Genomic DNA, 24,652 nt, shown 5'->3' on the forward strand with positions numbered 1-24,652 from the left:
CTGAAAGAAATCGGGTTTTAAAATAGATGGTGAAGCGCGATTTTATGTCTAAACGATTCGGAAAATAAAAGGGTAGCGATAAGCTTCGTTAGGAGTTTGCAACACGTGGATAATAGCCATGATTGTCAGTCCCCAATGTAGGAGATAACCTAGCGGCACTAGGATGGGCCCGGCCAGCCCAAAAGTAACTACTGTTATGCCTACAATCACAACGCTGTACAGCCATACATTTAAGTGAAAATTGATGGCTTCCGTGGCGTTTTCTTTGACAACTGGGTCATCAGATACTAACAATACTGCGATCGGCGCTCCGATCGAGAACAGTAACGTACTGAAAAAAATTGCCCCGTGACACACCAGTGATAGCAGCTTCCGCTTGTCGGAGTCGTACATATGGCTTTTATTCCCTTGACCTTAGCAATAAGTTTACCTTTAATAGTCACTGTAGCACACGCTATAATGGCGATCGGGTTGAAAGCAGTAGCCGGAATATCTGGGTTTACCAAGGATTAGAAGAGCTAATTCTCTGCATTTCGCCTCTCGGGCGGTCGCTCTGGCCAAATTAATGTACGATCGGATAACGCTTGATTAATGCGGGTTGTTCAGGCTTAGACGGGGTGAAAGCCGTAAAACACCTAACACAAATTAATCATCGCATTACAACTAAATAATTTACCCTCTCAAGGTCGCAAGCTTTAACTAAGGAATCGTGGCCATGCTTAACGTTGAGCAACCGCACAGCAATAAGCAAGCAGTAATGCACTACTTTTTACCTTGAGGAAGTTATACCGTGGACTTGAACTTCTATGACATCTTGTTCCTCAAGACAAGATTTACATAGGTTTTTAGAAGCGGTGATGATTCCCCTACCTAATTGTGATGACAACAGAACTCGAAACTGAACTGCTAACTGCTGTTGAGCGCCGGCGCAACTTTGCTATTATCTCGCACCCTGACGCGGGTAAAACTACTTTGACAGAAAAGCTGCTGCTTTACGGGGGTGCAATTCACGAAGCAGGTTCTGTGAAAGCACGGCGAGCTCAGCGACACGCTACTTCTGACTGGATGGCGATGGAACAGCAGCGGGGAATTTCGATTACTTCTACTGTTTTGCAGTTTGAGTATAAAAAATATCACATTAATCTGCTAGATACTCCCGGACACCAAGATTTTAGTGAAGATACTTATCGCACTTTGGCTGCTGCTGATAATGCTGTAATGCTTGAGGATGCTGCTAAGGGTTTGGAACCGCAAACTCGGAAGTTATTTGAAGTTTGTAAGTTGCGACGTTTGCCTATTTTTACTTTCTTTAATAAGCTCGATCGCCCTAGCAGAGATCCTTTGGATTTGTTGGACGAAATTGAGAAGGAATTGGGGTTGCAGACTTATCCGGTGAATTGGCCTATTGGTACGGGCGATCGCTTTAAAGGTGTTTTCGATCGCAGAGGGCGCAAAATTCACTTGTTCGAGCGGGCAAAACACGGTTCTCGGGCGGCGGTTGATACTGTAATTGAATTAGGCGATCCGCGCATTGAGGATTTGTTGGAACAAGACCTTTACTATCAGCTCAAAGAAGAGTTGGAACTGCTGGATGAGTTGGGAACTGAACTCGATTTAGACTTGGTTCGGGCTGGGAAAATGACTCCGGTTTTCTTTGGTAGCGCGATGAGCAATTTTGGGGTCGAGCTGTTTTTGGATGCGTTTTTAGATTACGCGATGAAGCCGATCGCCCGCAACAGCAGCGCCGGCGAACTGCCCCCAACTTATGAAGATTTTACCGGGTTTGTGTTTAAGTTGCAAGCCAATATGGATCCGAGACATCGCGATCGCGTGGCGTTTATTCGGGTTTGTACCGGCAAGTTTGAAAAGGACATGAACGTCACTCACGCTCGGACTGGTAAAACGGTGCGTTTGTCAAGACCTCAAAAGTTATTTGCTCAGGATCGGGAGTCGATCGAGGTTGCATATCCGGGCGATGTGATTGGTTTGAACAATCCGGGGGTTTTTGCGATCGGGGATACTATTTTCACCGGTCAAAAAGTCGAATATGAAGGGATTCCCTGTTTTTCGCCGGAACTTTTTGCGTTTTTAAGAAATCCGAATCCTTCTAAGTTTAAGCAGTTCCGCAAAGGCGTTTCGGAGTTGCAGGAAGAGGGCGCCGTGCAAATTATGTATTCGGTTGATGAGTCGAAACGCGAACCGATTTTGGCGGCTGTGGGACAGTTGCAATTTGAGGTGGTGCAGTTCCGAATGCAGTCGGAATATAATGTCGAAACTACGATCGATATGTTGCCTTACAGTGTAGCTCGCTGGGTAGATGGCGGTTGGGATGCGCTGGCAAAGGTGGGACGGCTGTTTAATACTGTGACGGTGAAGGATTGTTGGGGAAGGCCGGTTTTGTTATTTAGGAATGACTGGAATTGCCGTCAGGTGGAAGGCGAGCATCCTGTTTTGATGTTAAATGCGATCGCGCCTGTGGTTTCTGGTTTGGCCGTTACCGCAGAGTGAGATTACCACGATTACCTTTAATGGTGGCTAAATAATGATTTTTTGAAGTGCGATCGCCCGGAATCAACCCCAAGCAGCGCAAAGTGCAAGCAGATTTCGACATTCCGGGCGATCGAATTCGATCGATCTCCCCCGACTGTCGCAAATCGATCGGTTTGTACGAATCCCGCAAACCAGTTACAAATTATTCCTTCAACTACCGCCGCTTGTTTGAATTAGAAGTCTGTCTGCTGGAAAAAGAATGATCGAAAGCGGTTTATTCGGTCAATTAATTGTGCGCTGAGGTGATACAATGGCATAAGGAAACAACTGGTATCTAGTTTCCATCGCATTATGGTTGCTTTACCCGATCGCCTATCGATGAGCGCATCAGAATACCTGACTTGGGAACCCACCCAAGAAGAACGCTACGAGTATTGGGATGGCGAAGTCGTCGCCATGAGTGGCGGCACCCGCAATCACAATCGGATTACCTTCAACTTCTCGAAACTCCTGGATGATGCCCTTGTCGATCGCCCTTGGGAGATTTACATGGCGGACGTAAAAGTCCAAGTCGAACCAGGGCGAAAGTATTTTTATCCTGATGTTGTAGTAACTTGTGACGATCGCGATAACGATCCGCAATTGGTGCAATTTCCTTCCTTGATTGTCGAAGTTTTATCACCTTCCACAGAAGCAGTCGATCGCGGCACAAAATTTGCTAAATATCGCCAATTCTCAACGCTGCAAGAGTATGTCTTGGTGCAAGTAGAACAGCCGGGACTAGAAATGTTTCGGCGCAATCAACAGGGACAATGGGTGCTCTCAGAATATAATTTGGGCGATTCTTTGACACTTGAATCGGTTGGTGTGAAAATTGCGATCGGCGATTTATACCGCCAAATACAATTTTCTTAGTCCGCGAAGGCGGACATTGTTTGTGTAGCCACGAATGACCTTCGCCCTTTCTTTCTTTCTTTCTTTCTTAGTCCGCGGAGGCGGACATTGCTTGTGTAGCCGCGAATGACCTTCGCCCGGTATCCAACGGAAATTCACCCAATATTCACCCAATATTCACCCAATATTCACCCAATATTCACCCAATATCCGACGTAAATTCACCCAATATTCACCCAATATCCGACGGAAATTCACCCAATATTCACCCAATATCCAACGGAAATTCACCCAATATTCACCTAATATTCCCCCTTTCTTCCTTACACAACTTGCCGTGGGGCGATCGGAATTTCAATAACAAACTCAGTCCCCTCTCCAGGTGCAGAAACACAACTCAACTTTCCGCCATGAGAACTCACAACAATCGAGTGCGAAATCGATAATCCCAAACCAGTTCCCGAACCCACCGGCTTAGTTGTAAAAAACGGATCGAATATCTTGTGCAGTACCTCAGCGCTCATCCCAGGCCCACTATCAGCAATTCTAATAATAGCAGAATTGCGATCGGTCACCTCCGTAGAAATTGTAATTGTAGGAGTATTTTGAGATTTGTTCGGGCAATCTCTTGCCAACAGCAGCGCATCGATCGCATTTGTCAAAATATTCATAAATACCTGATTCAACTGCGACGCATAACAAGTAATTAACGGTAGCTTGCTGTAATTTTTAATCACCTCAATTCCCAAACGGCCACCTTCTTTTCTCAGGCGGGGTTGCAGCAACATCACTGTACTGTCTAGGCCTTCATCGATATTAACCGACTTCATTTGCGCTTCATCCAGGCGCGAGAAATTCCGCAAACTCAACACAATATCCCGGATTCTTTCCGCTCCGACTTTCATAGAATCCAGCAGCTTTTGCAAATCTTCGCTCAAAAATTCCAGTTCAATTGTTTCTATTTCCTCGATGATTTCATCAGCAGGTTCGGGATAGTGCTGCTGGTAAAGCTCAATCAACTTCAGCAAGTCTTTCACGTAGTCGCTAGCTGGATTTAGATTGCCGTAGATAAAACTTACAGGGTTATTAATTTCGTGAGCAACACCAGCCACCATTTGCCCCAAACTCGACATTTTTTCAGTTTGAATTAATTGAGCTTGAGTTAGTTTCAGCTCCAGCAAAGTTTTTTCTAAACGCTCATTCTTGTCATTTAACTCATACGTCCGCTCTTGCACTTTCTGCTCCACCGAATTGTAAAGCAGAGCATTTTCCAAAGAAATAGCAACTTGCGAAGAAAGCAGCCTTAAAACTTCCAATCTATGCGCTGTAAAAGCCCCCAGTGTTAAATTATTTTCTAAATAAAGAATCCCAATTAGTTTGCCTTGATTGACAATCGGCGTACACAAAAGAGATTTGAGTTGGTGTTTGGCAATGTAAGGATCGGCAGTAAATCGCCCCTCAGCCACAGCATTGCTCAACACCAAGTCCGATCGAGTCCTTTCCACATAATTAATCACCGTAACAGGCAAATCCTGACATTCTTCAACAGGCGTAAATTGCATCACTGCTACATCTTCAGCAATTACTGACGCTTTGGCAGAAATTAACAGTTTTTCATTTCTCACCAAGATTAAAAAACCGGATTGTGCGCCTGCATTTTCGAGCGAGATCCTCATCAAAGAAGCCAGCAACTTGTCTAGGACAATTTCGCTGGAAATTGCCAGAGATGCTTTCATTACAGTTGCTAAATCCAGCACTCTCGCATCGCTTCCAGTAGAAGTATGAATAGTTGTGGTAGTTTGATTGTTGTGAAAACTGCCGTTGAGCGGCGTCATTTCCCGCAACTGGGGATACTTCTGTTCTAAATCTTCAACTTTGCGGACTGCACCCCAGCGCAAGTAGCACGAGTGAGCTTCGCGCAAGTGGATTTTGGCATATTGATATTTGCCTTTACTCAACCAAAACTTGGCGGCTAGTTCGTTAGCGAGGGCTTCATTTTGGACAAACTCATTGTCTTGAGCTAAATTGATCGAGAAATCGTAAAGCTCTACAGCTTCTGAATCTTTCTTGGTAATTCTCGCTATTTCTGCTTGTACTAAAAGATACTTGTGCAGAAAGTTTTCACGACAGTTATCAGCCCAGATTTTCATCTGTTTTTGATTGGCTTCTAACTTTTCCAGATATTGTTTTTGCTTGCTTTTTGAAACATTGGGAAAAACGGCAGCTAAAACTAGAGAAAAGAAAAAATTCCACTCGGTAGCGGGTATCGCTCCGGTAATAAAAGATAGTTGCTTTTCTACTTCCAATGCTAGTTGTAGTGCTTCATTGAAGTTGCCATACCAGTACATTACCTGGCATTTGCGAATCTGGTAAAGGCAAAGCGAGTACAAATTTTGATGAGCTTGACAGTTTTGTACGTATTCAGCTTCGCTCATATCGTCGCTTTCAAAGACAAACTTGTCAACAGTGAGTTGGCTCAAGTTACGCAGTATCAGATCCACTCCTAATAATGTATCGGTAACAAGCTGATTTTTGGTTTTTTGGCTGAACTGCAAATACCTGCTCGTGTCTGCCAGAATTTGCGATATTTCTTTGCCTTGAAAAAAGTAATTGGCTATGCGGTTGGATAGGATATAACCGGCATATTCTAAATCTCCTGATTCTAAAGCTGCTTGATATCCTTCATTACTGATTGCGTGTGCCTCTTTAATATGGTTGAACCAGTAATGAAAAATACTAACCAGCGAAGAACAAGCTCTGCACTTCAAGCCGATATTGCCAGATTTTTCGCTCAAATTTAGCGATAGCATGGCAAATTGATACGCGGCTTTGTAATCTCCCGAAACAGCGTTTAAGAACATACCGTAGCCTGCGTAGCAGAGAGATGCTTCGGGTACTAAACCGTAGGTGAGAGAAAGATTGACTCCTTTTAAAACGCTGACTTTCCATAAGTCGGGATTGCTGAGGTAAGCTGATGTTAAGAAGTTGGTGATTAATTTGACTGCGACTTTTTTGTCGGGTACTGTCATTTCGGGAGCGTCAATCAGGGAAGCTATTTCTCTACCTGCTAAAAAGTTTGTGGCTGCTGCAAATTCTTCGGCTATGACTTTTTGCAGCCCGTCTAGTGGCAAGTCAATGCCCAGCAAGTTCAAGGCTTTGATTCCAGCTTTAACTGCTTCCTCGTATTTGGCTCGCAGGGTGTACTGCACGATCAGGAGGTTGTAAATTTCTACTTTTTCTAAAGGCGATCGCGCTTTTTGCAAAGTTATGTTGATAAATTCTTCTGAATGCTCGAAATAGCCGTTCAGATACTCAACATTTGCCCGCTCCATGTGCAGAGCAAAGGCTAAATCGTAGTGGGAATCCCAGATATCGGCGGTTAAACCGTCCATACCTGCGGTTAAATACTGCAACGCAGCAACGTAAGCTGTGGCATCTTTGGCTCTGCGGGCGGCGTCTAAATTCAGGGTTGCCAGTTCAATTAGTTCTCGCTCGTCTCGAATTAGCGATCGCGCTACATTCAAGTGATCGACTAACTCAAAGATTCTGTCAGCGCGATATTCAGCAGGAGTATTTTCGAGGATCTGCCTGCCGATTTTCAGGTGAACGTCTTTTTTTTGCGAATCGTCAATTAAAGCGTAAGCTGCTTGTTGGACGCGATCGTGCAAAAATTTATAATTGAGAATTAACAGCGGAAACAGCACGTAATCTAATGACTTGCTTTCCAATTCCGAAGTCGGCAGAATCAGCCCCGACTTAATCGCCGGCAACAGGTGAGAAAAAGTTTCCGACGCTTCTTTCTCATTGATTAAAGAAAGAGTATTCAAGTCAAATTCGTTGCCCAAACAAGCCACTAAACGCAAAACCTGCTGCGTTGAACTTGGCAGTTTTCTCAACTTCTGCACCATCAAATCTACTACATTGTCAGTGATAGCGCACTGCTCAATTTTAGTCATATCCCAATGCCAGCCGCCCTTGCTCCCCAACTGTGGCGGATGAAAAACTAGCAGATTTTCTTGATACAATGTTTGTAGGAATTGATTAACAAAAAAAGGATTGCCGTCTGTTTTACTGACAACCAATTGGGCTAAGGGTTTGACAGATTCGCGATCGCTGTGCAAAGTCTCGGCAATCAAATGAGTGATGTTGTCCACCCCCAGCGGCGACAGAGCAATTTCATTAATGATGGCTTCCTGATTTCGCAGCGTCTCGACAGTCATCATTAAAGGATGAGTGGGACTGACTTCATTATCCCGATAAGCGCCAATTAAAAACAGATATTGAGTAGCTTCATCTGTCATCATCAATTCGATCAATTTGAGTGTGGCAGAATCTGCCCACTGCAAATCGTCGAGAAAAATCACCAGCGGATGTTCGGGCTGGCAAAATACGCGAATGAAATTTTGAAAGAGTAAATTAAAGCGGTTGAGAGATTCCGTCGGCCCCAATTCAGCTACAGGAGACTGAGCTCCGACAATGAGTTCAACTTCGGGAATTACATCAATAATAATTTGCCCGTTTTGCCCGAAAGCAGTACGGAGTTTTTCGCGCCAAACTGCCAATTGAGCTTCGCTTTCAGTTAACAGTTGCCGCACCAATTCCGAAAAGGCGCTAACAACTGCTGAGTAAGGAATAGTCCGCTTGTACTGGTCAAATTTTCCCCAAATAAAATAGCCGCGCCTGCGGGTAATAGGTTTGTCTAAAATCTTCACCATTGCAGATTTGCCAATGCCAGAATAACCAGCAATCAGCATCATCTCGCTGCGGGATTTATGCTGTCCTCTCGCGAGCACTGACAGGGAACTTTCTTTGCGCGATTTGCTCTCTTTCTTGATGACAGAAATTTGGGACTGTTCGATGCGGTAGGCTCGATTATTTGTTGCTGCTACCCGTTCAAATGCCGCTAAAAGAGTTTCAACTTCTCGCTGTCTGCCGTAAAGTTTTTGAGGAATTTGAAATTTGTCCGAAATATCTTGGCTGCCGAGAGCAAACTCGGAAATAACCCCAGATGTTTGCAACTGAAACAGACAGGATTCCAAATCCGCTTTCAGTCCCCAAGCACTTTGATAGCGATCCTCAGCCGCTTTTGCTAGCAATTTCATCACAATGTCTGAAATAGCTTGAGGAATTTCTGGTGAAAGTTCAGCGAGAGGTACTGGCTGTTTGGCGATGTGACAGTGAACTAACTCCATGGGATCGGTAGTGGTAAAAGGGAGCTGTCCTGCCAGGACTTCATAGAAGGTGACGCCAAGAGAATAAAAGTCCGTGCGGTAATCGATTACCCGGTTCATTCTGCCAGTTTGTTCCGGCGACATATAGGCTAAAGTCCCTTCTAAAAAGTTGGGATTTTTATTGGCAACGTTTTCCTGATTTGAGTCACTTGAGATGCTAAAATCTATGATTTTAACTTGTCCAGTTGCGGGATTAAAAACTATATTAGAGGGGTTTATATCTTTATGAATTACATTTTTTGCGTGAATCTCTCCCAAAGTTTCAGCAACTTTGATGGCTGTGGTCAAAAATCCCAAAGATGTAAATTTTTGGGTAGCCATAAATATTTTTAAAGATTCGCCACCAAAATCTTCTAAAATCATTGCCAGACTATTTCTAACCTGCTGCAACCTGTGCATTTTAACAACTCCGTCGAGCTGGTTTAAGTTGGCAGTGATGTCATATTCCCGTTTGTATCTATTCAGTTCTTCGGGAGTCGGATAGTCTTCTTTGAGAATTTTGATAATAACAGGTTGGTTGTCTTGCTCGTTGCGGCCGCGGTAAACCAGGGAAGTGCTGCTTTCATAAATGAGAGCGAGAACTGCAACGCCGGGAATTGCCATCATAGTTGGTTCTCTCAAATTAGGTGTTCTTGTTGGTCAATATTACAGGACTTACGCGCGGCGGGCTAGAAACCCGGTTTCTTTGTTGGTAGTTGCTGACAAACTCAAGATTTTTTCCTATGAACCGGGGTTTTTCCGTAAATCCTATGTTATTCTTCATTATCACTCAAGAGCTATGTTTTGGGATGTGTGGGAAGACACGCCGTATCCAGCAAAGAGCTGCTGCTGACTTGCAGGGGCTTGGGGCTTTGTCACCTCAGCAGTTAGGTAAACAAAAGCACAAATACAGGATTTGTGCAATGATTTGGTGTGGCGATCGATCGCACGGCTGACAAAAAAAACAATCTCAGCTTTTAGGAGCAAGACTTAAGTGGCAAATAGTTTGCTAAACTTATCTACAGTTGATTGCTGAGAGTCAGATTGCTTGAATTTAGCCTCACATCTATGTTTTCGGTCAAATTACGGAAGTATTCACACTTCAATCAAACCACTTCACTGTGCGACGCGACTGCTAACTACAGGCCCGTAAGTCGATTTTCCCTTTTTCAATTTGAGATTTACTTGCAGCGCTGTGAATCACCGATCGCGAACTTAAGTGTAAAATGTTAATCTCTCCAGGATAGGAGTCGAGGGCTTGTATCCGTTTTAGAGCGAGTCATCTACGCGCCGGCTGGAATAATAACCTTTAATCTCGGAGTTAAAAAATCGGCCTGTAGAATCAGCTTCTTGCAGAGATTCCCAAATTTCTGGTTCTACGTCGCTGTATTGATAGACTGACCCGCTGCTAAATTCTATTTGCAAAACTTGAGCCTCTTCATTGTATCCGATCGCGCTAGCCATTGCCGAATCAACCGGCATCATAGCAATGGGTTCGCCGCCAGGAGCGATTTCTGTTGATTCAATACTGCCACTGAGTTCGGTAGAATCTGTATTGGCGATGAAATCAACCATTTGCAGGCCGTGCATTGCAGCTTCGGGTGCGGCAATTTCGATAAATTCGAGGCATTCCCCGCGATCGATCAACAGTCCTAGCTGGCCGTTAGAGTGACCGACTGCTAAGACATTGCTCAAGTCTATTTTGGATAGTTTCATGGGTTTTGTCAACAAGGATTTGTTTTACGTCAATATTTCCCGATCTTTGCAAGTTTCGGTGTCGAGGAAATAGTGGATTAATTAATAGTGTATACTGCATTGGTTAAAAAGTCAACTAGCGTATCTTTTATGTGTAAAGTGTGAATTTAGCATCCTAATTTGGTATGATTTGTCTGTTGCTTAAGGAAATTAGACCTCTTCCACTCCTAAGCTTTCCTACCCTAAAATTATCTGCGTTTATCTGTATTTATCTGCCTGAAATCTGCGGTTTGTGTGTCGATCGCAGACTTATGCAAAAGCTGTATTGAGTTAGGGTTCGCCATAAGCACCTACTTTGATAAGATGTGTCAGCTTCTTAACGAAACTTGACAATAAATTAAGAATTATTGCCATAAAACAAAGGTAAAGTTGTGGCTATGGCGAGTCAAAGCCCAACCAGCAAAAGCGTTTGAGAATTTTTCCCATCTGTAAATCTTCAGAAAGTTACTATTTCTAAAGGATTCATCTGGTGAGAAAATCTCAAACAACCTTAAAATTTAGCAGTAATCGCCCGATCGCACAATTCTCAACCACCCCAAGGAAAAATACCTATGAAATTGGCTTATTGGATGTACGCAGGCCCAGCCCACATCGGCACTCTGCGCGTTGCGACTTCCTTCAAAAACGTCCACGCGATCATGCACGCACCGATTGGAGACGACTATTTTAACGTCATGCGATCGATGCTGGAGAGGGAACGGGACTTCACTCCGGTAACTACCAGCGTGGTTGACAGACACGTACTGGCACGGGGCTCGCAGGAACGGGTGGTGGACAATATCACCCGCAAAGACAGAGAAGAGCACCCCGATTTAATTGTACTTACCCCGACTTGCACCTCTAGCATTCTGCAAGAAGACTTGGAAAACTTTGTCAACCGAGCTCAATTGGATGCCAAAGGCGATGTGATGCTGGCGGATGTTAATCATTATCGGTTTAACGAACTCCAAGCTGCCGATCGCACTTTGGATCAAATCGTCCAACTTTACATTAACAAAGCTCGCAAAAAAGGCGATTTGGAAGGTAAAAGCGAAAAACCATCGGTGAATATTATCGGTATGTCTACGCTGGGTTTCCACAACCAGCACGACTGTACTGAGTTAAAGCGTTTGATGGCAGATTTGGGAATCGAAGTCAATGAAGTTATTCCCGAAGGTGCTTCGGTTCACAACTTAAAAAGATTGCCGCGGGCTTGGTTTAACCTCGTTCCTTATCGGGAGTTGGGGATGGCAGCCGGGGAGTATTTGCAAAAAGAATTCGGCACGCCGATGGTGGATATTACGCCGATGGGTGTGGTGGAAACGGCGCGTTGTATTCGGAAGATTCAGGAAGTTCTGAATGCTCAAGGTGCGGATGTTGATTACGAAGATTTCATCGATCAACAAACGCGGTTTGTGTCTCAGGCTGCTTGGTTCTCAAGGTCGATCGACTGCCAAAACTTAACGGGTAAAAAAGCCGTCGTATTTGGGGATAATACGCACGCTGCGGCGATGACGAAGATTTTGGCTCGCGAGATGGGAATCCACGTTGTGTGGGCTGGTACGTACTGCAAACACGATGCTGATTGGTTCCGGGAAGAGGTAAAAGGGTATTGTGATGAAGTGCTGGTGACAGAGGATCATGGGGCGATCGGAGATGCGATCGCCAAAGCAGAACCTTCGGCAATTTTCGGCACGCAGATGGAACGCCACGTGGGTAAAAGGCTTGATATTCCGTGCGGGGTAATTGCTGCGCCGATTCACGTGCAAAATTTCCCGATCGGCTACAAGCCATTTTTGGGTTATGAAGGCACGAATCAGTGTGTAGATTTGGTCTACAATTCCTTTACTTTGGGCATGGAAGACCACTTGCTGGAAATCTTCGGCGGCCACGATACTAAGGAAGTGATTACCAAGGGAATTTCGGCTGATTCTGATATGAATTGGACGAAGGACGGACAAGCTGAGTTGAATAAAATTCCTGGTTTTGTGCGCGGGAAAGTCAAGCGGAATACTGAGAAGTTCGCGCGCGAGCGCGGTATTGCTCTAATTAATGCTGAGGTGTTGTACGCGGCCAAGGAAGCTGTAGGCGCTTAATTAATTGTAGGGTGCGTCGCTATGAGATTTTCGATTTAGTTCGGAGATTTTCAATAGCGACGCACCCTACGGTATCTGACTGGTAGGCGGATATCGCAGGGAGGCGATGGGAGCTTTTGCGCTGTCAGGATTCGGCGGCTTGTTTGTGTTGCGATCGCTGTTAGATTTGTTGGTTAAGGAAAAGCTCGATCGCATGGCAGAAAAATAAATATACTTGGTAATTGCGATCGCACTTTACTTATCCCATCCACTCAAAGCCGATCGCCCTTTTTGCCGACATTCAAATCAAATGAGGTTAAACTTAATTCAAGCCAAAATATCAACACATCGATTATGGCAACCCAAAATCAAATTATCGAGCAACTCAAGATTTTAGAAGCACTCTATAACCGAGGCGAAGTAAGTGAAGTCCTAGAACTTTCACTTTCCAAAATCATCGCTCACGAAATTGCCATTGCTAAACAACAAGCCGCAGAACTAGAAACTGATTTACAGCAATTTGAAACTCAGTATCAAATGGCATCCCCTGAGTTTTACCAAAAATTTCGGGCTGGAGAATTAGGAGATCATATCGATTTTGTCGAATGGAGTTCTTTCTATCAAACGTCATGTTCTGTTGGAGAACGTTTGCAGATTCTTCTCTCTAACTCTCAAGCATGATATCAGCCCAGTATATCACAGAAATTAAAGCTAAATTGCTGGCCAGCCCTGTTATCAGTTCTATGGCAGTTGTTAAAGAAAGAACCGGGCGCATCTCATACTTGCAAATCTATACGAAATAATAAAGTTTTCAGCTGTAATCTCCTCTTTTTTTGAGTTGATATTGACATGAAATAAAATATCTGGTAAATTTTAGAATAAATTAGGCTAAGCATTATGAATAATAGACCCGCAATACCAGCAGCTTTGGAAAGAAAAGTGAAGATGGAATCGGGACACAGATGCGCTATTCCTACATGCAAACAAACACCTGTGGATCTACACCATATCGTTCCTTGGGAAACTTGCCAAAAACACGAATTTGATAACCTTATAGCCCTGTGTCCTAACTGTCATAGAAGAGCCGACCGTGACATTGACAGAAAATCAATCAAGATGTACAAGCATAATCTTTCTATCGTAAACAGCAGGTATGGTGATTACGAGCGTAGGATTTTACAGTATTTTGTTGATCATTCTGATGCTGAATCAATTGACCTTCCCTATGACAAAAATACAGATATTCTATTGATGTTTTTGATTCGAGATAAACTACTACTTCCTCTACCTGACAAAAGACCAATTAGAAAGTCAGCAAGAGGTACAGAAACGATGTGGTACGAATTAACGGAAGAAGGACAACAGTTTATTTCTAAATGGAAAGTTGCAGAAGATATTGAATAAACAGATAAGGTTCGTTGACGCAACCCAACTTTCCCGCAACGGAACGGTGAAGCGTCTTCCTGCTGTTCCTTTGCTGCCAAAGCCAATCACGCCAATGGTAGAAAATCATGATTATAGATAGAAGTTGAAGAATGAAGAGATTAGAAATTTTTACGCTCGCTAGTTGCATGGTTATTCATGCTGTAACTGGAGCAGTAGCTAGGCCAATTGAGAGACAAGTAGTAAATTGTGAGTCAACAGTTCAAGGTATCTGGCTTAAGCCCGGACGCTATGAACTTCTCCTAGAGACAAGTGGTGGAGCTGGTGCGACTTACAATAATTTCTACACTTTTGCTTCTGATCGAATTAGTAGAGATAAGCTTATTGCAAAAATAGCATTCACATTCTCTTTTTCAGGCGGACGAGGGGTAGAGAATAACTTCGTTGAATGGGCTAATGGTCAAAAGGAAGGAGTTAAATATAAGGCTCTTAATTCTAGCTTTTATAAATTTGAGTACAGTTTTGAGAATGGTGGATATCTTCGTTGCATTCATGTAAGTCGAGACTGAAATTAAAACCGTCTCAACAATCTGCCGAAACGAACCTTGCTCGAAAGCGGATATTTTCGCGCTCGGTTAAACCTCAGAAATGGGGATATGGTATGGTGCGTTGCCGTGAGATTTGCGATTTAGTTTCGAGATTGTCGATCGCGCCGCACCCATTGTTTTTTGGTATTTATCATGGGGATGGGGCGGGTTTTTGAGATTGTTAGTTTTTGTCAGAGATGGTTGGTGAACCCGCCCCTACAAGTCAACGGATGTATCAAATAAAACGTTCATTTTAGATAAACTTCCCGATTCTTTCTTCGCGCATATCGTAAATAATTGTATCCCAATTAATTACCTCTTCAGTTTTTATTAATGATGCTTTGACGACTAAGACTCCACCAACATAATGAACCTCGCACTCTTTATCCATATTTGCTGGTTCGCTGTTGCCAATTTCATCGGGCGGCGAAGCTACTTCCTGCTTTCTCCGTTGCCATAACAGGAAATCAGCAAAGTTGAGGATTTCTTGCAGTTCGATTTCCGACAAATTTTTCAGTTTGTCAACAATTTTTGCTTGGATAGGTGTCACGACTATTTTTTCCTTGCTTAACACGACCGCTAGATTCAGTTTAACACTCTTGTCAGAGCGATCGCCCTTTTCCAGCAAGCGTGCGATCGCCCATCTGAAAAATTGCTATAATATCAAATGAGCCAACCTTGCTCTCATTGAAAAAATATGTCAACCCCTACACAAACTCCCCAAACAAGCACCCTTGAGATAACTATCGATCGGGAACAAAAAGAACTGTTAGAAAAAGTAGCTACCCTGTGGGGTCTTAGTCTGAGCGAATATCTGCTCGAAGTTGCTCTAAATCTAGCCCAAGAAATGCCACTTAAACCAGAGCCGATCGTTCTTTCAGAACCAAATTGGGAAATTGTTACATCAGCGATAGAAAATCCACCAGCACTTAACTCTAAGCTGAAAGCAGCGATTGAAATGTATCGGCAAAAATACGATCGCAAATAAATAATGGAATGGATTTTTTGCTCTATAGATGATAGGGTAAATTGCTACAATAAAATTAGTCGATCGCTATTTGGTAACAAAACAATGTCAACACCAACCGACACCCAAACAAAAATAGAGTTAACTCTCAGCCAATTTGACTAAAGTGCTTGAATAAATAAGAAAGCGATCGCCCTTATTCCACCTCACTTTCTTCTGGCTCATTTTCGGGCTCATCTTCCGCCGCAAAATCCACCTTCTCATAGACATCAGCCAGTGGCACTTCAACTTGAAAGAAATTAAAAACTAGCGCCGCATCTTCCTCATCGTACTGATGGTACGACCACCGCTTGTTAGCCAACTTGCAATACTGTTCTACATAAACCTGAGATTGGTCAATCAGAATATACTCTTGAAATGCCGGCAGCGTTTGATAAAACTTAAATTTATCACTGCGATCGTAAGCTTTCGTAGATTTCGATAAAACTTCCACAATTACTTGCGGATTCATCACCGTATCCTGGCGATTATTGTAATACTCAGGTTTACCCGGAATTACCATCACATCGGGATAAGTATAAAATCGCTTTTTCGGCAGCCACAAACGCACGTCACCGAAGAAAACTCGATAGTCCTGTTTTTTGAGCCCAAGACTTAATGCAATATAAATATTGCCAGCGATTTGATTGTGATTTGTAGTTCCGCCTGTCATGGGAATAATTACTCCATCGCGATACTCACTTTTGTACTCTGCTGCTTCTTCCAGGGCGAGATATTCTTCGGGAGTGAAGTAGTCTTGTGCTGTTTGCTGTTCTGTTACTTGTAGAATAGCCGTCACGGTTTTTTCCCCAACTCAATTGATATCTTGCATCTAGTTTAACATTGCCCTAAATTGCGGGCGGGCAGGATGCCCACCCCACAACAAAAACCATTTTTTGTGGAAGAGGCATCTTGCCTGTTCTCGATAAGATTCCAACATCTGCGATCGCCCTTCAATAACAAGCTGGCGATCGCACTTCAATAACTCGCAACCGAAATTAGTCGATCGGATCGAAAACTAAAGTCAATCTCGCAGCCGGAAGCAGTTGTTTGAGCACACGCAAATGACCCTCTGCATCAGACCAACTGCGAAAGCGACCGATAACGACCCTTTGCAGGTTCGGAAGCAAGCGAACCACGATCCACGGTCTGAGACGTTTCTCATACGGCATAATAGTTGTATCTCCTTGTTAATGGGAGCCATAGCCAGTCCTTGCTTTCCATGGCGGGGGACTGGCTTTTGACTGTGTATTGATGGGATTAGAGGAATTGTAACATAATAAGCCCAAATATGTGTCAATCATTTTGAAGAACAGGGCAACAACACGATCGGGAGCGTAAGCTTGTACCATTAAAAGCGTTAGTAAACCAACAAATATTTACATTGAGCAAGCGCGTTCACGTTACGTTTCCTGATTACGTATATGAAGCTTTGGATCGATGGGCTGACAAACAAGGCCGATCCACGGCTAACCTGATAGCCTTTCTCGTGGAAACGGCTTTATTGGAAGCCCAACAAAAGGGAGAAGTACCCCCTGGGCCCGAAGATCCCAAAAGTGACAAGTAAAGAGTTCCCTCGTGGGTTACATTGGTGGCAACTTAAGTTCAAACCCATCGACAGACTGCTGTTTAAGTATTAAACTTAGATCCCCCCCTAGCTCCCCTTAAGAAGCTATGCTTTATAAACATCTTTCTTGACAATCTTGAAAGCTTTGTACAGCAAAAATTTCAGGAGAAGTTGTGACACAAGCCTTGACAATTTAACAACTTTATTTATTGAAAGCAGCTTGCGTTTATTGAGAATTGGCAATCGAGGAATCAGGGTTTGATAGCCTCGCTCGCGCTCGCTCTCAAATGTTAAGAAAAATCCTTATAACGCAGAGCTTCTTAAGGGGGGAACCGGAATCTTCTCAAAGTCCCCATTCTTAAGGGGGATTTAGGGGGAACTCCTCGGAGTAAACAGTTTTAACCCAGGCGTATTGCGGTATACATCCCATGTCTATCGCAAATCGCCCATATTTCAACTAATCCCCAAAACCCAAAAAACCCTCCCCAACAAGGAGAAGGGAGGGTGAACAAGAGAGTTAGAAATTCAGGCTTTTGCAGAATTAACAATAGATAGTCACATCCTCGCCGCACTCGTCAGCCAAATAACACAAAGCACGAAAGCGCAGCCCAACCACTTGCTCGTAAAGCGGATTTAACTTGCACAGCGGCGGAATGTGAAATAAAGTGCGATCGCAAATTTTGACTTCCCGCTCAAACGGGCACTGGCTGGGAATAAACTTGCACAGAAACCGAGCTAACTTTTGACTTTTAATTGCACTATTGTCAAGCCACTGTTTCAGCGGATTCAACAAGTCAAAGCGCGGCTTTTGGCCGTAAGGTTGAGGATTTGTAGCGACACTAACAGGGATTTCTTCTTTGCCATGCCATACCCAAATTGGCAGAATTCGATCGGACTGTGTATTCTCAAATACGTTCATATTTCTCTGTTCCTCTTTTACAACGAGGTGCCAAGAACTCTTTGTAGAGCTTGTACGAGATTTTGTCTACAATAAGTACCTACAGCAGCTCGTTTTGCTTTACCGGATGAAACTTCTTGAATTAATGACTTAATCCGAGAAAAGTAGTTCCTGATTGTTTTTGAGAGACGGTGTGCGATCGCAAAAGTGTCCTCATTGCCAGCCCAAGGATTTATCTATGGGGTAAAAACTCTGCCTTAAACCTTCAAGGTTTAACCTTCAGTTAACTCTCCTTTTGTACTTCCTCTACGATAATGACGCATCGAGGTGAATAATTCCATGCGTGAAAATGCGGAATTTTCAATCAAAGTTATAATAGTTTCAAATAAGCACGGCGCTGCAAAAAACCCTGAAACCCAGCGCCCAGTGTCGCTGCGTGCGATCGCCCAGAAACTCCTACAATTATAAATAACCGGTATCACCGCCCTCCCCACCCATGAGCAACCCAGAAACCAAATCTATCACCCGCGAATTGCAAAGCCACGCCGCCATTCTCGGCGGCTTCGTCTCCCTGATCTGGATTATTGAGATTCTCGATGTATTCATATTTGGAGGCGCGCTGAATTCCTACGGAGTCCGCCCCCGCAGCATCGACGGACTTCAAGGCATCCTATTCATGCCTTTTCTGCACGGCAGTTTTGCTCACTTAGCCGCCAATACCCTCCCGTTTCTGACATTTGGTTGGCTGATAATGTTGCAAGAAATAAGCGACTTTTTTATCGTAAGTGCCGTTACTGTACTCATCAGCGGATTGGGAGTTTGGCTGACAGGCGCGCCCAATTCCGTGCACATTGGTGCCAGCGGATTAATCTTTGGTTACTTCGGATTTTTGCTGTTGCGGGGCTATTTTGAACGCAGCTTTACGTCTATTATGGTATCTTTAATTGTCGGTTTCTTCTACGGCGGTTTAATTTGGGGAGTTTTGCCCTCGCAGCCTGGAGTTTCCTGGCAAGCGCATTTCTTTGGCTTTGTCGGCGGCGTATTAGCAGCTCAACTTTTGGGGCGGCAGAAACGGCAAATCAACTAAAATAATACTTATCCTGCTTTAGGTATGTTGTTGCGCTTCAGCGCTATTTTCTATAGATAAAGAGCGCTAAAGCGCAACTACGTACCTTTTAATAATTCTACTTGCGTCGGCAAGCACACAGTAAAAATCGAACCGACACCTAACTGGCTTTGAACTTGCATATCACCGCCCATCATCAAACAAAAGTGACGGCTAATAGTCAATCCCAAACCCGTGCCGCCGTACTTGCGCGTAGTTGAGGCGTCACCCTGCATAAAAGCTTGAAATAAATGCTGCATTTGTTCGGGGGGAATCCCAATCCCCGTATCACCTACGCGGAAAATTATTAAATCGGAAGGTTCTGCTATTTCTTGAGTTGTTAAGCTGTCATGCTTAACTCTTTCAACGGACAAGGTAATAGTCCCGCCTTCCGTAAATTTTGCTGCATTGCTCAGCAGGTTGAGCAATATTTGACGAGTTTTGGTAATGTCAGCATACATCATTCCCAAGTCCTTAGCACAATTAACTTCAAATTTATTAAAATTTTTCTCTACCAATGGTTCGGCTGTAGAAACTACCTCGTCAATTAAATTAACCGGATTGAAAGTTTCTAAATAAAGTTCCATCCGCCCCGCTTCAATCTTAGAAATATCGAGAATGTCGCTAATTAAAGATAGCAAGTGTTTGCCGGCAGTTTGAATTTTGTGCAAGTCTGGGATAAAATCTTCGCAGCCCAAATCCTCGGCGTCTTCTTTGAGCATCTCACTGTAACCGATAATGGCGTTGAGGGGAGTTCGCAATTCGTGGCTCATATTGGCTAAGAATGAGCTTTTGGCTTGGCTGGCTGCTTGAGCGGTTTGAGCGACTTGTTGGAATTCTTCTGCTAGTTTGCGTTGGGTAATGTCTTCGGCAATGCCGACTATACGGTAAATTTCTCCTGTTTCGTTGCGGACTGGAAAAGCCCGATCGCGCACCCAGCAAACTGAACCGTCGGATCGCACTACCCGATACTCCTCATCATAATCCCCCCGCACCTGTTTTTCAAAGGCAGCCTCAACGCGATCGCGATCGTCTCGGTGAATAGCATCCCAAAAAGCGTCCGGATGTGACAGCAAACTCCGATAGCTTAAATTCCATATTTTCTCGCAAGCAGGGCTCACATAAATTATCTGCTGTTGATTCGGTTCTCTAATCCAAAATACCTCATGAATATTTTCTGCCAACTGGCGAAACCGTTCCTCACTGGCGCGCAACTGATCCACAGCACGGTGAAACTCCGTCACGTCTTGAACCAGCGATGCAACCCCAATTATACAGCCGTCAGCATCAACCAAAGTCGTATTGTACCACTCACAAAGAATAATTTGCCCGTCCTTTCTAATGTTCTCATTAATGCTACTAATTCCTCCTTGATTAGTGAGCAAAGTTATAGATAGTTGCCTGACATACTCCTTAGCACTTTCAGGAACTATGAGATCGACTCCGTGCCGTCCGATTGCTTCCAAGCGATTGAATCCAAAAATTCTTTCTGCTGACAAATTCCAGTCGGCAACTTCAAAATTGAGATTCCATTCGATCGCCCCCAAAGGAGTTTGATAGAGGTGAAAAGCGAGTTTTTCCTGAGAGAGTTTCAGAGAGCGAATTAATTGAGTTTTATCAGCAATCGCAGCTTCCACCCGCTCTTCGAGAGTAGTAAACGACTCTTCCAATTGATCTGCCATCGTATTAAAAGAGCGAGCCAAAACACCCACCTCATCCTCCCGCTCTACAGACGCCATCAAGCGGGGATCTACCGCCATTGAGTCCCATTCTCCCCGCGACAAAGCCTCCGCAGCCTTGCTCAGACGCTGAATTGGCATGACAATCCACCTCGAAGTCACACATCCTAGAGCCGTCGCCAGCACCAAAGCACCGAAACACAGCAAAATTGTGTAGCGAGTGTTGGCGTTAATCGCTTCCATAAAATCGGCTTCGGGAACCGCCACCACAATCAACCAGTCGAGGCCCTTGCTGTCTGAGAGCGGTGTCACCTGTAGAAATTGTCGTTTCCCGTCGATCGCAAAATCTAACTGGTAAATACCATCAATCTTGCTCAAATTCCCGAAGCGTTGTGTCAAATAGCGGGCAGTCGATCGAATCAGAACATTATTGCTGCTGGCTGCTGCAATCCGTTTCGCAACGCCGTTGCTGACAACAAACGGCGGTTCGGGAGTAGAATTTGCGACCAATTCTCCCGAACTTTCTACAATAAAAGTCTCTCCTGATTTACCAATTTTTAAACTTTCCAAAAATTGATTGAGCTGGGAAAGTTTCAAGTCAGAACCTAAAATGCCAATCAGTTTTTTATCCTTGTTGTAAACAGGTTGCGCGGCCGTAATCGCTAGTTTAGGAGTATCAAAATAACTATAAATTTTACTCCAAGTCGGTTTGCGAGCCGACGCCGGAGCAGTGTACCAAGGTCTGACGCGGGGGTCGTAGCTGGGAGTAACCTTTAAGAGTTTGGTTGGTTCTCCAAAATCTGAGACAGCATAGGTTTGTAAGTTATAGCCTGTAGATTTGTTTGACTTTAAAAATTGTAATTTGCCATCGTCGAGGCGTTCTACTCCTAGAAAACTTTTTTGTTCTGAGCCAAATTGAATATAGCTAATTTTATCAAAGGTTTGGAGTTGTTTGGAGAAGTAGCTACGCAAACTAACTTCATCCTGAACGTTCAAAATGCCGATACGGATGGCATCGAGATTGAGTTGATTGATTTGGTGCGGCCTTTCGATATAACTATAAATGTGTTGCTGGATGCGCGATGTGACTTCGGCCCGCAGTTGCGCGGCAACATCGTTGACAGCTATGCGCCCGTGGCGCAGGGACAGCCACCCAGTCAGCCCCACCGCAGCGAAAGTCTGGATGGCAAAAGGTACTACAAGCACGAGGCGAATTGGCACTTGGCGCGACATTTTTAAAATATGGTCGCTCAGATGTCTGATTGGCATGATGAAGCAGAAATATTACGAACCCACAAAGTTTCGGTAAAGTACAACCTGATGAGCGCAGATTTTAACGTTGAGATCGTTTTATCTGGCAAAGTGCTGTTAAAAACTCTGAATCTGCCGCTACTAACTTAATTTTTAACGACTGCCACCGTCATCTTAGCGCGATCGCGTGCTTGGTCAGGGCGATCGAGATTAATCGAGTATCACTCCTGGACGGAATGTAGGCGGTGATACTATTGGAGATTTTACATTTGAGATTGGGTAGTTGGCGATCGCACTCGCTTCTCCAGAAACCGATTTTTTTTACAAATCTGGTAGTTGAACTTCGATCGCCCTCAGTTGCCGCGAAGTCTCAAACTGGTTTCTGAGAGTCGGAGCGCGATCGCCAGTTACAAGTTTTCGCGGTAACTTTAATTAATATCTTCATAACCAGTTACTTTTGATAGAGTGCAAGTTAATTCCGGCTGGGTACAATAAGTATAGTAGGATGCAACTAGCGGATGGTTAACTATGAACGCAGTTATTGCTACTCTTGGCACTGCTCTCGGACTCAGCTCAATTTTTATCGGTTTGACCCCGGCGGTTATCGCCCAACAAAGGCTGCAACCAGCGCCCCAAAATTCAGAAACGACTTTATCAGGGGATTCCCTCAGAAGTGTGGAGGACAGAAGTGTAGACTCGGACTACCAAAATTTGATTGGTGAACGAGAAACGGCGGCTAATGCTGCTATTCGGGAGCGCAGCTTGGGGGATACATTTCGGCTCAAAATCGGTTCAGAATTGGAATTTATCACTACTCCTTCCGACGCCCAGCGCCAAGGAAATCCCGTTCCTATCAAACCCAGCGACAGTGGCACAGGAGCTGGAGTTCAGCTTCTGCTAGGACTTTAGCAATTTTAATTGAATTGAGGTCTAGCAAACGATCGATCGCACAGCCCGATTTTTGAGGCTATAAGCTCTTGTGACTGCGATCGCTCGTTTCTATGAAATTTATCACAAGTTTTGTGCGGCTTCCATCACAGGAGAGTCTTTATTCTCCACCTACAATTGGGGCTATTAAACATCAGACGCATCCCAATTAGATACGTATCTTTACAATAGCGCATAAAACTGGCGGTGAAGGTCATGGGAAAGGCTCAACTAATCGATTATTTGCGGGGAGAGTTGGCGATATCGAATTCTGCGATCGCCGTTGCTCTGAGACACGACGAACAAGATGCCGGCCAACTGCCAATGGTTCTGTGGCAGTACGGGTTAGTTACCCTGGAACAGTTAGACCTGATTTTTGATTGGCTGGAAACTCAGTCGGCTTAATAATTTAAAATTCCGTATTTTAAAATATGGATATCTGATTCCAGATTTTTGAGAAATAAAGCTTACCAAAAGATTGGGTCTACAACCCCGTCCTTATAGGACGGCTTGAATTCAAAGTCTAAAGATTACTTTCCAATCAAGTTTATAGCTACAATTGCCCATAAGCGTCATAGAATAATTCCATGATTGTACTAGAGTTCAAGTTAAAAGGCAAGCTACAGCAATACCGGATCGTAGACGAAATGATCCGCACAGCTCAGTTTGTCCGAAACAAAGCTCTCAGATATTGGATCGACAATTCCAGAGTTAAGCTATCGGATTTATACAAACAATGCGCCATCATGGCGAAAGAGTTTGAATGGGCCGGAAAACTTAACTCAATGGCGCGTCAAGCTTCGGCTGAGCGTGCCATTTTTGCTATTCAACGTTTCTTTTCTAATTGCAAAGCTAAGAAACCAGGAAAAAAAGGATACCCACAATTCAAAAAAAACACTCACTCCGTAGAATACAAAACTTCCGGATGGGCGCTTTCGATCGACAAAAAATGTCTAACATTCACGGACGGTTTTGCTGCTGGAACCTTTAGGTTACTCGGTAGTCGAGACTTGCACTTCTATGCACCTACTGAGATTAAACGAGTCAGAGTAATTCGTCGAGCCGATGGTTACTACGCTCAGTTTTGCATCAATGTAGAGCGAACAGAAGAAATAGTTCCTACGGGGAAAACGATTGGCATAGATGTGGGATTGAACCATTTCTACACCGATAGTACAGGAGAAACAGTTCCAAATCCTCGGCATTTGCGTAAAAGTGAAAAAGCTTTAAAGCGCTTGCAGAAACGAGTTTCTCGGAAAAAGAAAGGTTCGAGCAATCGCAAGAAAGCGATAAATAAGTTAGGCAGAAAGCACTTAAAAGTCAGTAGGCAGCGTAAAGACTTCGCCATCAAGACGGCGTTGTGCGTAGTGAAATCTAACGATTTCGTAGCCTACGAAGACCTTCAGGTGAAAAATATGGTGAAGAACCATAAGCTTGCCAAATCAATTAGCGATGCAGCGTGGTCACAGTTTGCCCAATGGTTGCAATATTTTGGGAAAGTGTACGGTAAAACAGTAGTTGCTGTAGCACCTGGGTACACTTCCCAAGATTGCTCAAGTTGTGGCAATCGCGTTCAGAAATCCCTATCGGTCAGAACTCATATTTGCCTGTGCGGTGCAGTGTTAGACCGCGACCACAATGCAGCGAAGAATATTTTGGCTAAAGGATTGAAAGCCCGTGCAGGAATTAATTTAAATACGGTGGGGCACACCGGAATTAACGCTTGGGAACAGACCGACCTCTACCCATTGGTGGTGACATCAACGGGCAAGCCGACTGGTTGAACCAAGAATCCCTGCGCGTTCAAGCCGGGGAGTGTCAAACAAACGGGCGTCTAAAAGTATAG

At 44.1% G+C, this 24,652-nt stretch carries 23 protein-coding genes; 14 read left to right on the forward strand and 9 right to left on the reverse strand.

The features are described from left to right. Window positions 1–48 precede the first annotated feature (48 nt). On the reverse strand, window positions 49–393 hold the full coding sequence (locus QZ918_RS16430; RefSeq protein WP_293156109.1) for a DUF4870 domain-containing protein: 345 nt from the start codon (window positions 391–393) through the stop codon (window positions 49–51). Window positions 394–879: 486 nt separating this feature from the next. On the opposite strand from QZ918_RS16430, the gene prfC reads away from it, so the two are divergent. The 3 genes from prfC to QZ918_RS16445 all read left to right on the forward strand — a co-directional run bounded on the left by prfC (window position 880) and on the right by QZ918_RS16445 (window position 3,405). After that, complete coding sequence (gene prfC / locus QZ918_RS16435; RefSeq protein ID WP_293156103.1) at window positions 880–2,508, forward strand: peptide chain release factor 3; 1,629 nt, start codon at window positions 880–882, stop codon at window positions 2,506–2,508. 47 nt (window positions 2,509–2,555) lie between these two features. Beyond that, a complete protein-coding gene (locus tag QZ918_RS16440) occupies window positions 2,556–2,753 on the forward strand; it encodes a hypothetical protein (protein ID WP_293156100.1) in 198 nt (65 codons plus the stop codon). An 88-nt stretch (window positions 2,754–2,841) separates the two neighbouring features. After that, a complete protein-coding gene (locus tag QZ918_RS16445) occupies window positions 2,842–3,405 on the forward strand; it encodes a Uma2 family endonuclease (protein ID WP_293156097.1) in 564 nt (187 codons plus the stop codon). Between the two features lie 302 nt (window positions 3,406–3,707). On the opposite strand, the gene QZ918_RS16450 is transcribed toward QZ918_RS16445, so the two are convergent. From QZ918_RS16450 to QZ918_RS16460, 3 genes are all read right to left on the reverse strand, one after another. Beyond that, complete coding sequence (locus QZ918_RS16450) at window positions 3,708–9,221, reverse strand: trifunctional serine/threonine-protein kinase/ATP-binding protein/sensor histidine kinase (RefSeq protein ID WP_293336798.1); 5,514 nt, start codon at window positions 9,219–9,221, stop codon at window positions 3,708–3,710. Between the two features lie 159 nt (window positions 9,222–9,380). Then, window positions 9,381–9,581 carry a hypothetical protein gene (locus tag QZ918_RS16455; protein ID WP_293336800.1) on the reverse strand — a complete coding sequence of 67 codons (201 nt, stop codon included), beginning with the start codon at window positions 9,579–9,581 and terminating at the stop codon, window positions 9,381–9,383. A gap of 282 nt (window positions 9,582–9,863) precedes the next feature. Beyond that, window positions 9,864–10,310 carry a KTSC domain-containing protein gene (locus QZ918_RS16460; protein WP_293336802.1) on the reverse strand — a complete coding sequence of 149 codons (447 nt, stop codon included), beginning with the start codon at window positions 10,308–10,310 and terminating at the stop codon, window positions 9,864–9,866. A 590-nt stretch (window positions 10,311–10,900) separates the two neighbouring features. Between QZ918_RS16460 and bchB the strand changes: the two genes are divergently transcribed. The 4 genes from bchB to QZ918_RS16480 all read left to right on the forward strand — a co-directional run bounded on the left by bchB (window position 10,901) and on the right by QZ918_RS16480 (window position 14,355). Beyond that, entirely contained in the window at window positions 10,901–12,424 is a 1,524-nt protein-coding gene (gene bchB, locus QZ918_RS16465; RefSeq protein WP_293336804.1) for a ferredoxin:protochlorophyllide reductase (ATP-dependent) subunit B, read from the forward strand. Window positions 12,425–12,757: 333 nt separating this feature from the next. Then, complete coding sequence (locus QZ918_RS16470) at window positions 12,758–13,084, forward strand: hypothetical protein (RefSeq protein WP_293336806.1); 327 nt, start codon at window positions 12,758–12,760, stop codon at window positions 13,082–13,084. Window positions 13,085–13,300: 216 nt separating this feature from the next. Further along, the gene (locus tag QZ918_RS16475) at window positions 13,301–13,807 is read left to right on the forward strand and encodes an HNH endonuclease signature motif containing protein (RefSeq protein WP_293336808.1); all 507 of its coding nucleotides are present in this window, start codon (window positions 13,301–13,303) and stop codon (window positions 13,805–13,807) included. A gap of 131 nt (window positions 13,808–13,938) precedes the next feature. After that, window positions 13,939–14,355 carry a hypothetical protein gene (locus tag QZ918_RS16480; RefSeq protein ID WP_293336810.1) on the forward strand — a complete coding sequence of 139 codons (417 nt, stop codon included), beginning with the start codon at window positions 13,939–13,941 and terminating at the stop codon, window positions 14,353–14,355. 271 nt (window positions 14,356–14,626) lie between these two features. Here QZ918_RS16480 and QZ918_RS16485 read toward each other — a convergent pair whose 3' ends face one another. Further along, entirely contained in the window at window positions 14,627–14,923 is a 297-nt protein-coding gene (locus tag QZ918_RS16485; RefSeq protein WP_293336812.1) for a hypothetical protein, read from the reverse strand. Between the two features lie 147 nt (window positions 14,924–15,070). Here QZ918_RS16485 and QZ918_RS16490 point away from each other — a divergent pair, with 147 nt between their 5' ends. Then, on the forward strand, window positions 15,071–15,361 hold the full coding sequence (locus tag QZ918_RS16490) for a type II toxin-antitoxin system TacA family antitoxin (RefSeq protein ID WP_293336814.1): 291 nt from the start codon (window positions 15,071–15,073) through the stop codon (window positions 15,359–15,361). A gap of 175 nt (window positions 15,362–15,536) precedes the next feature. Here QZ918_RS16490 and QZ918_RS16495 read toward each other — a convergent pair whose 3' ends face one another. After that, the gene (locus QZ918_RS16495) at window positions 15,537–16,178 is read right to left on the reverse strand and encodes a Uma2 family endonuclease (protein WP_293156878.1); all 642 of its coding nucleotides are present in this window, start codon (window positions 16,176–16,178) and stop codon (window positions 15,537–15,539) included. 199 nt (window positions 16,179–16,377) lie between these two features. Further along, window positions 16,378–16,551: a hypothetical protein gene (locus tag QZ918_RS16500; RefSeq protein WP_293336816.1), complete on the reverse strand. Its 174-nt coding sequence runs from the start codon at window positions 16,549–16,551 to the stop codon at window positions 16,378–16,380. A 212-nt stretch (window positions 16,552–16,763) separates the two neighbouring features. Here QZ918_RS16500 and QZ918_RS16505 point away from each other — a divergent pair, with 212 nt between their 5' ends. After that, on the forward strand, window positions 16,764–16,946 hold the full coding sequence (locus tag QZ918_RS16505) for a ribbon-helix-helix domain-containing protein (RefSeq protein ID WP_293156875.1): 183 nt from the start codon (window positions 16,764–16,766) through the stop codon (window positions 16,944–16,946). A gap of 541 nt (window positions 16,947–17,487) precedes the next feature. Here the strand turns inward: QZ918_RS16505 and QZ918_RS16510 are convergent. After that, window positions 17,488–17,865, reverse strand: a complete 378-nt coding sequence (locus QZ918_RS16510) for a Mo-dependent nitrogenase C-terminal domain-containing protein (protein WP_293336818.1) — start codon at window positions 17,863–17,865, stop codon at window positions 17,488–17,490. 475 nt (window positions 17,866–18,340) lie between these two features. Here QZ918_RS16510 and QZ918_RS16515 point away from each other — a divergent pair, with 475 nt between their 5' ends. Continuing rightward, window positions 18,341–18,931 (forward strand): rhomboid family intramembrane serine protease, encoded by a 591-nt coding sequence (locus QZ918_RS16515; protein WP_293336820.1) that lies wholly within the window; start codon window positions 18,341–18,343, stop codon window positions 18,929–18,931. 77 nt (window positions 18,932–19,008) lie between these two features. Here the strand turns inward: QZ918_RS16515 and QZ918_RS16520 are convergent, their stop codons facing one another. Further along, window positions 19,009–21,897: a PAS domain S-box protein gene (locus QZ918_RS16520; RefSeq protein WP_293336822.1), complete on the reverse strand. Its 2,889-nt coding sequence runs from the start codon at window positions 21,895–21,897 to the stop codon at window positions 19,009–19,011. On the opposite strand from QZ918_RS16520, the gene QZ918_RS16525 reads away from it, so the two are divergent. From QZ918_RS16525 to QZ918_RS16540, 4 genes are all read left to right on the forward strand, one after another. Then, the gene (locus QZ918_RS16525) at window positions 21,883–22,029 is read left to right on the forward strand and encodes a hypothetical protein (protein WP_293336824.1); all 147 of its coding nucleotides are present in this window, start codon (window positions 21,883–21,885) and stop codon (window positions 22,027–22,029) included. The genes QZ918_RS16520 and QZ918_RS16525 overlap by 15 nt on opposite strands. Before the next feature lie 378 nt (window positions 22,030–22,407). Further along, window positions 22,408–22,788: a hypothetical protein gene (locus tag QZ918_RS16530; protein WP_293156863.1), complete on the forward strand. Its 381-nt coding sequence runs from the start codon at window positions 22,408–22,410 to the stop codon at window positions 22,786–22,788. Window positions 22,789–23,022: 234 nt separating this feature from the next. After that, the gene (locus tag QZ918_RS16535) at window positions 23,023–23,211 is read left to right on the forward strand and encodes a DUF2949 domain-containing protein (protein ID WP_293183271.1); all 189 of its coding nucleotides are present in this window, start codon (window positions 23,023–23,025) and stop codon (window positions 23,209–23,211) included. Between the two features lie 182 nt (window positions 23,212–23,393). Then, the gene (locus QZ918_RS16540) at window positions 23,394–24,590 is read left to right on the forward strand and encodes an RNA-guided endonuclease InsQ/TnpB family protein (protein ID WP_293156855.1); all 1,197 of its coding nucleotides are present in this window, start codon (window positions 23,394–23,396) and stop codon (window positions 24,588–24,590) included. Window positions 24,591–24,652: the final 62 nt, after the last annotated feature.

It is taken from the genome of Microcoleus sp. CAWBG58, assembly GCF_020883045.1.
Classification (GTDB): domain Bacteria; phylum Cyanobacteriota; class Cyanobacteriia; order Cyanobacteriales; family Microcoleaceae; genus Microcoleus.

Excerpts from the sequence above, each read along its gene's own strand:
- QZ918_RS16430 (WP_293156109.1), bottom strand. The coding sequence starts at position 393 with ATGTACGACTCCGACAAGCGGAAGCTGCTATCACTGGTGTGTCACGGG.
- prfC (WP_293156103.1), top strand. The coding sequence starts at position 880 with ATGACAACAGAACTCGAAACTGAACTGCTAACTGCTGTTGAGCGCCGG.
- QZ918_RS16445 (WP_293156097.1), top strand. The coding sequence starts at position 2,842 with ATGGTTGCTTTACCCGATCGCCTATCGATGAGCGCATCAGAATACCTG.
- QZ918_RS16450 (WP_293336798.1), bottom strand. The coding sequence starts at position 9,221 with ATGATGGCAATTCCCGGCGTTGCAGTTCTCGCTCTCATTTATGAAAGC.
- QZ918_RS16460 (WP_293336802.1), bottom strand. The coding sequence starts at position 10,310 with ATGAAACTATCCAAAATAGACTTGAGCAATGTCTTAGCAGTCGGTCAC.
- bchB (WP_293336804.1), top strand. The coding sequence starts at position 10,901 with ATGAAATTGGCTTATTGGATGTACGCAGGCCCAGCCCACATCGGCACT.
- QZ918_RS16470 (WP_293336806.1), top strand. The coding sequence starts at position 12,758 with ATGGCAACCCAAAATCAAATTATCGAGCAACTCAAGATTTTAGAAGCA.
- QZ918_RS16475 (WP_293336808.1), top strand. The coding sequence starts at position 13,301 with ATGAATAATAGACCCGCAATACCAGCAGCTTTGGAAAGAAAAGTGAAG.
- QZ918_RS16480 (WP_293336810.1), top strand. The coding sequence starts at position 13,939 with ATGAAGAGATTAGAAATTTTTACGCTCGCTAGTTGCATGGTTATTCAT.
- QZ918_RS16490 (WP_293336814.1), top strand. The coding sequence starts at position 15,071 with ATGTCAACCCCTACACAAACTCCCCAAACAAGCACCCTTGAGATAACT.
- QZ918_RS16500 (WP_293336816.1), bottom strand. The coding sequence starts at position 16,551 with ATGCCGTATGAGAAACGTCTCAGACCGTGGATCGTGGTTCGCTTGCTT.
- QZ918_RS16510 (WP_293336818.1), bottom strand. The coding sequence starts at position 17,865 with ATGAACGTATTTGAGAATACACAGTCCGATCGAATTCTGCCAATTTGG.
- QZ918_RS16515 (WP_293336820.1), top strand. The coding sequence starts at position 18,341 with ATGAGCAACCCAGAAACCAAATCTATCACCCGCGAATTGCAAAGCCAC.
- QZ918_RS16525 (WP_293336824.1), top strand. The coding sequence starts at position 21,883 with ATGTCTGATTGGCATGATGAAGCAGAAATATTACGAACCCACAAAGTT.
- QZ918_RS16520 (WP_293336822.1), bottom strand. The coding sequence starts at position 21,897 with ATGCCAATCAGACATCTGAGCGACCATATTTTAAAAATGTCGCGCCAA.
- QZ918_RS16530 (WP_293156863.1), top strand. The coding sequence starts at position 22,408 with ATGAACGCAGTTATTGCTACTCTTGGCACTGCTCTCGGACTCAGCTCA.
- QZ918_RS16535 (WP_293183271.1), top strand. The coding sequence starts at position 23,023 with ATGGGAAAGGCTCAACTAATCGATTATTTGCGGGGAGAGTTGGCGATA.
- QZ918_RS16540 (WP_293156855.1), top strand. The coding sequence starts at position 23,394 with ATGATTGTACTAGAGTTCAAGTTAAAAGGCAAGCTACAGCAATACCGG.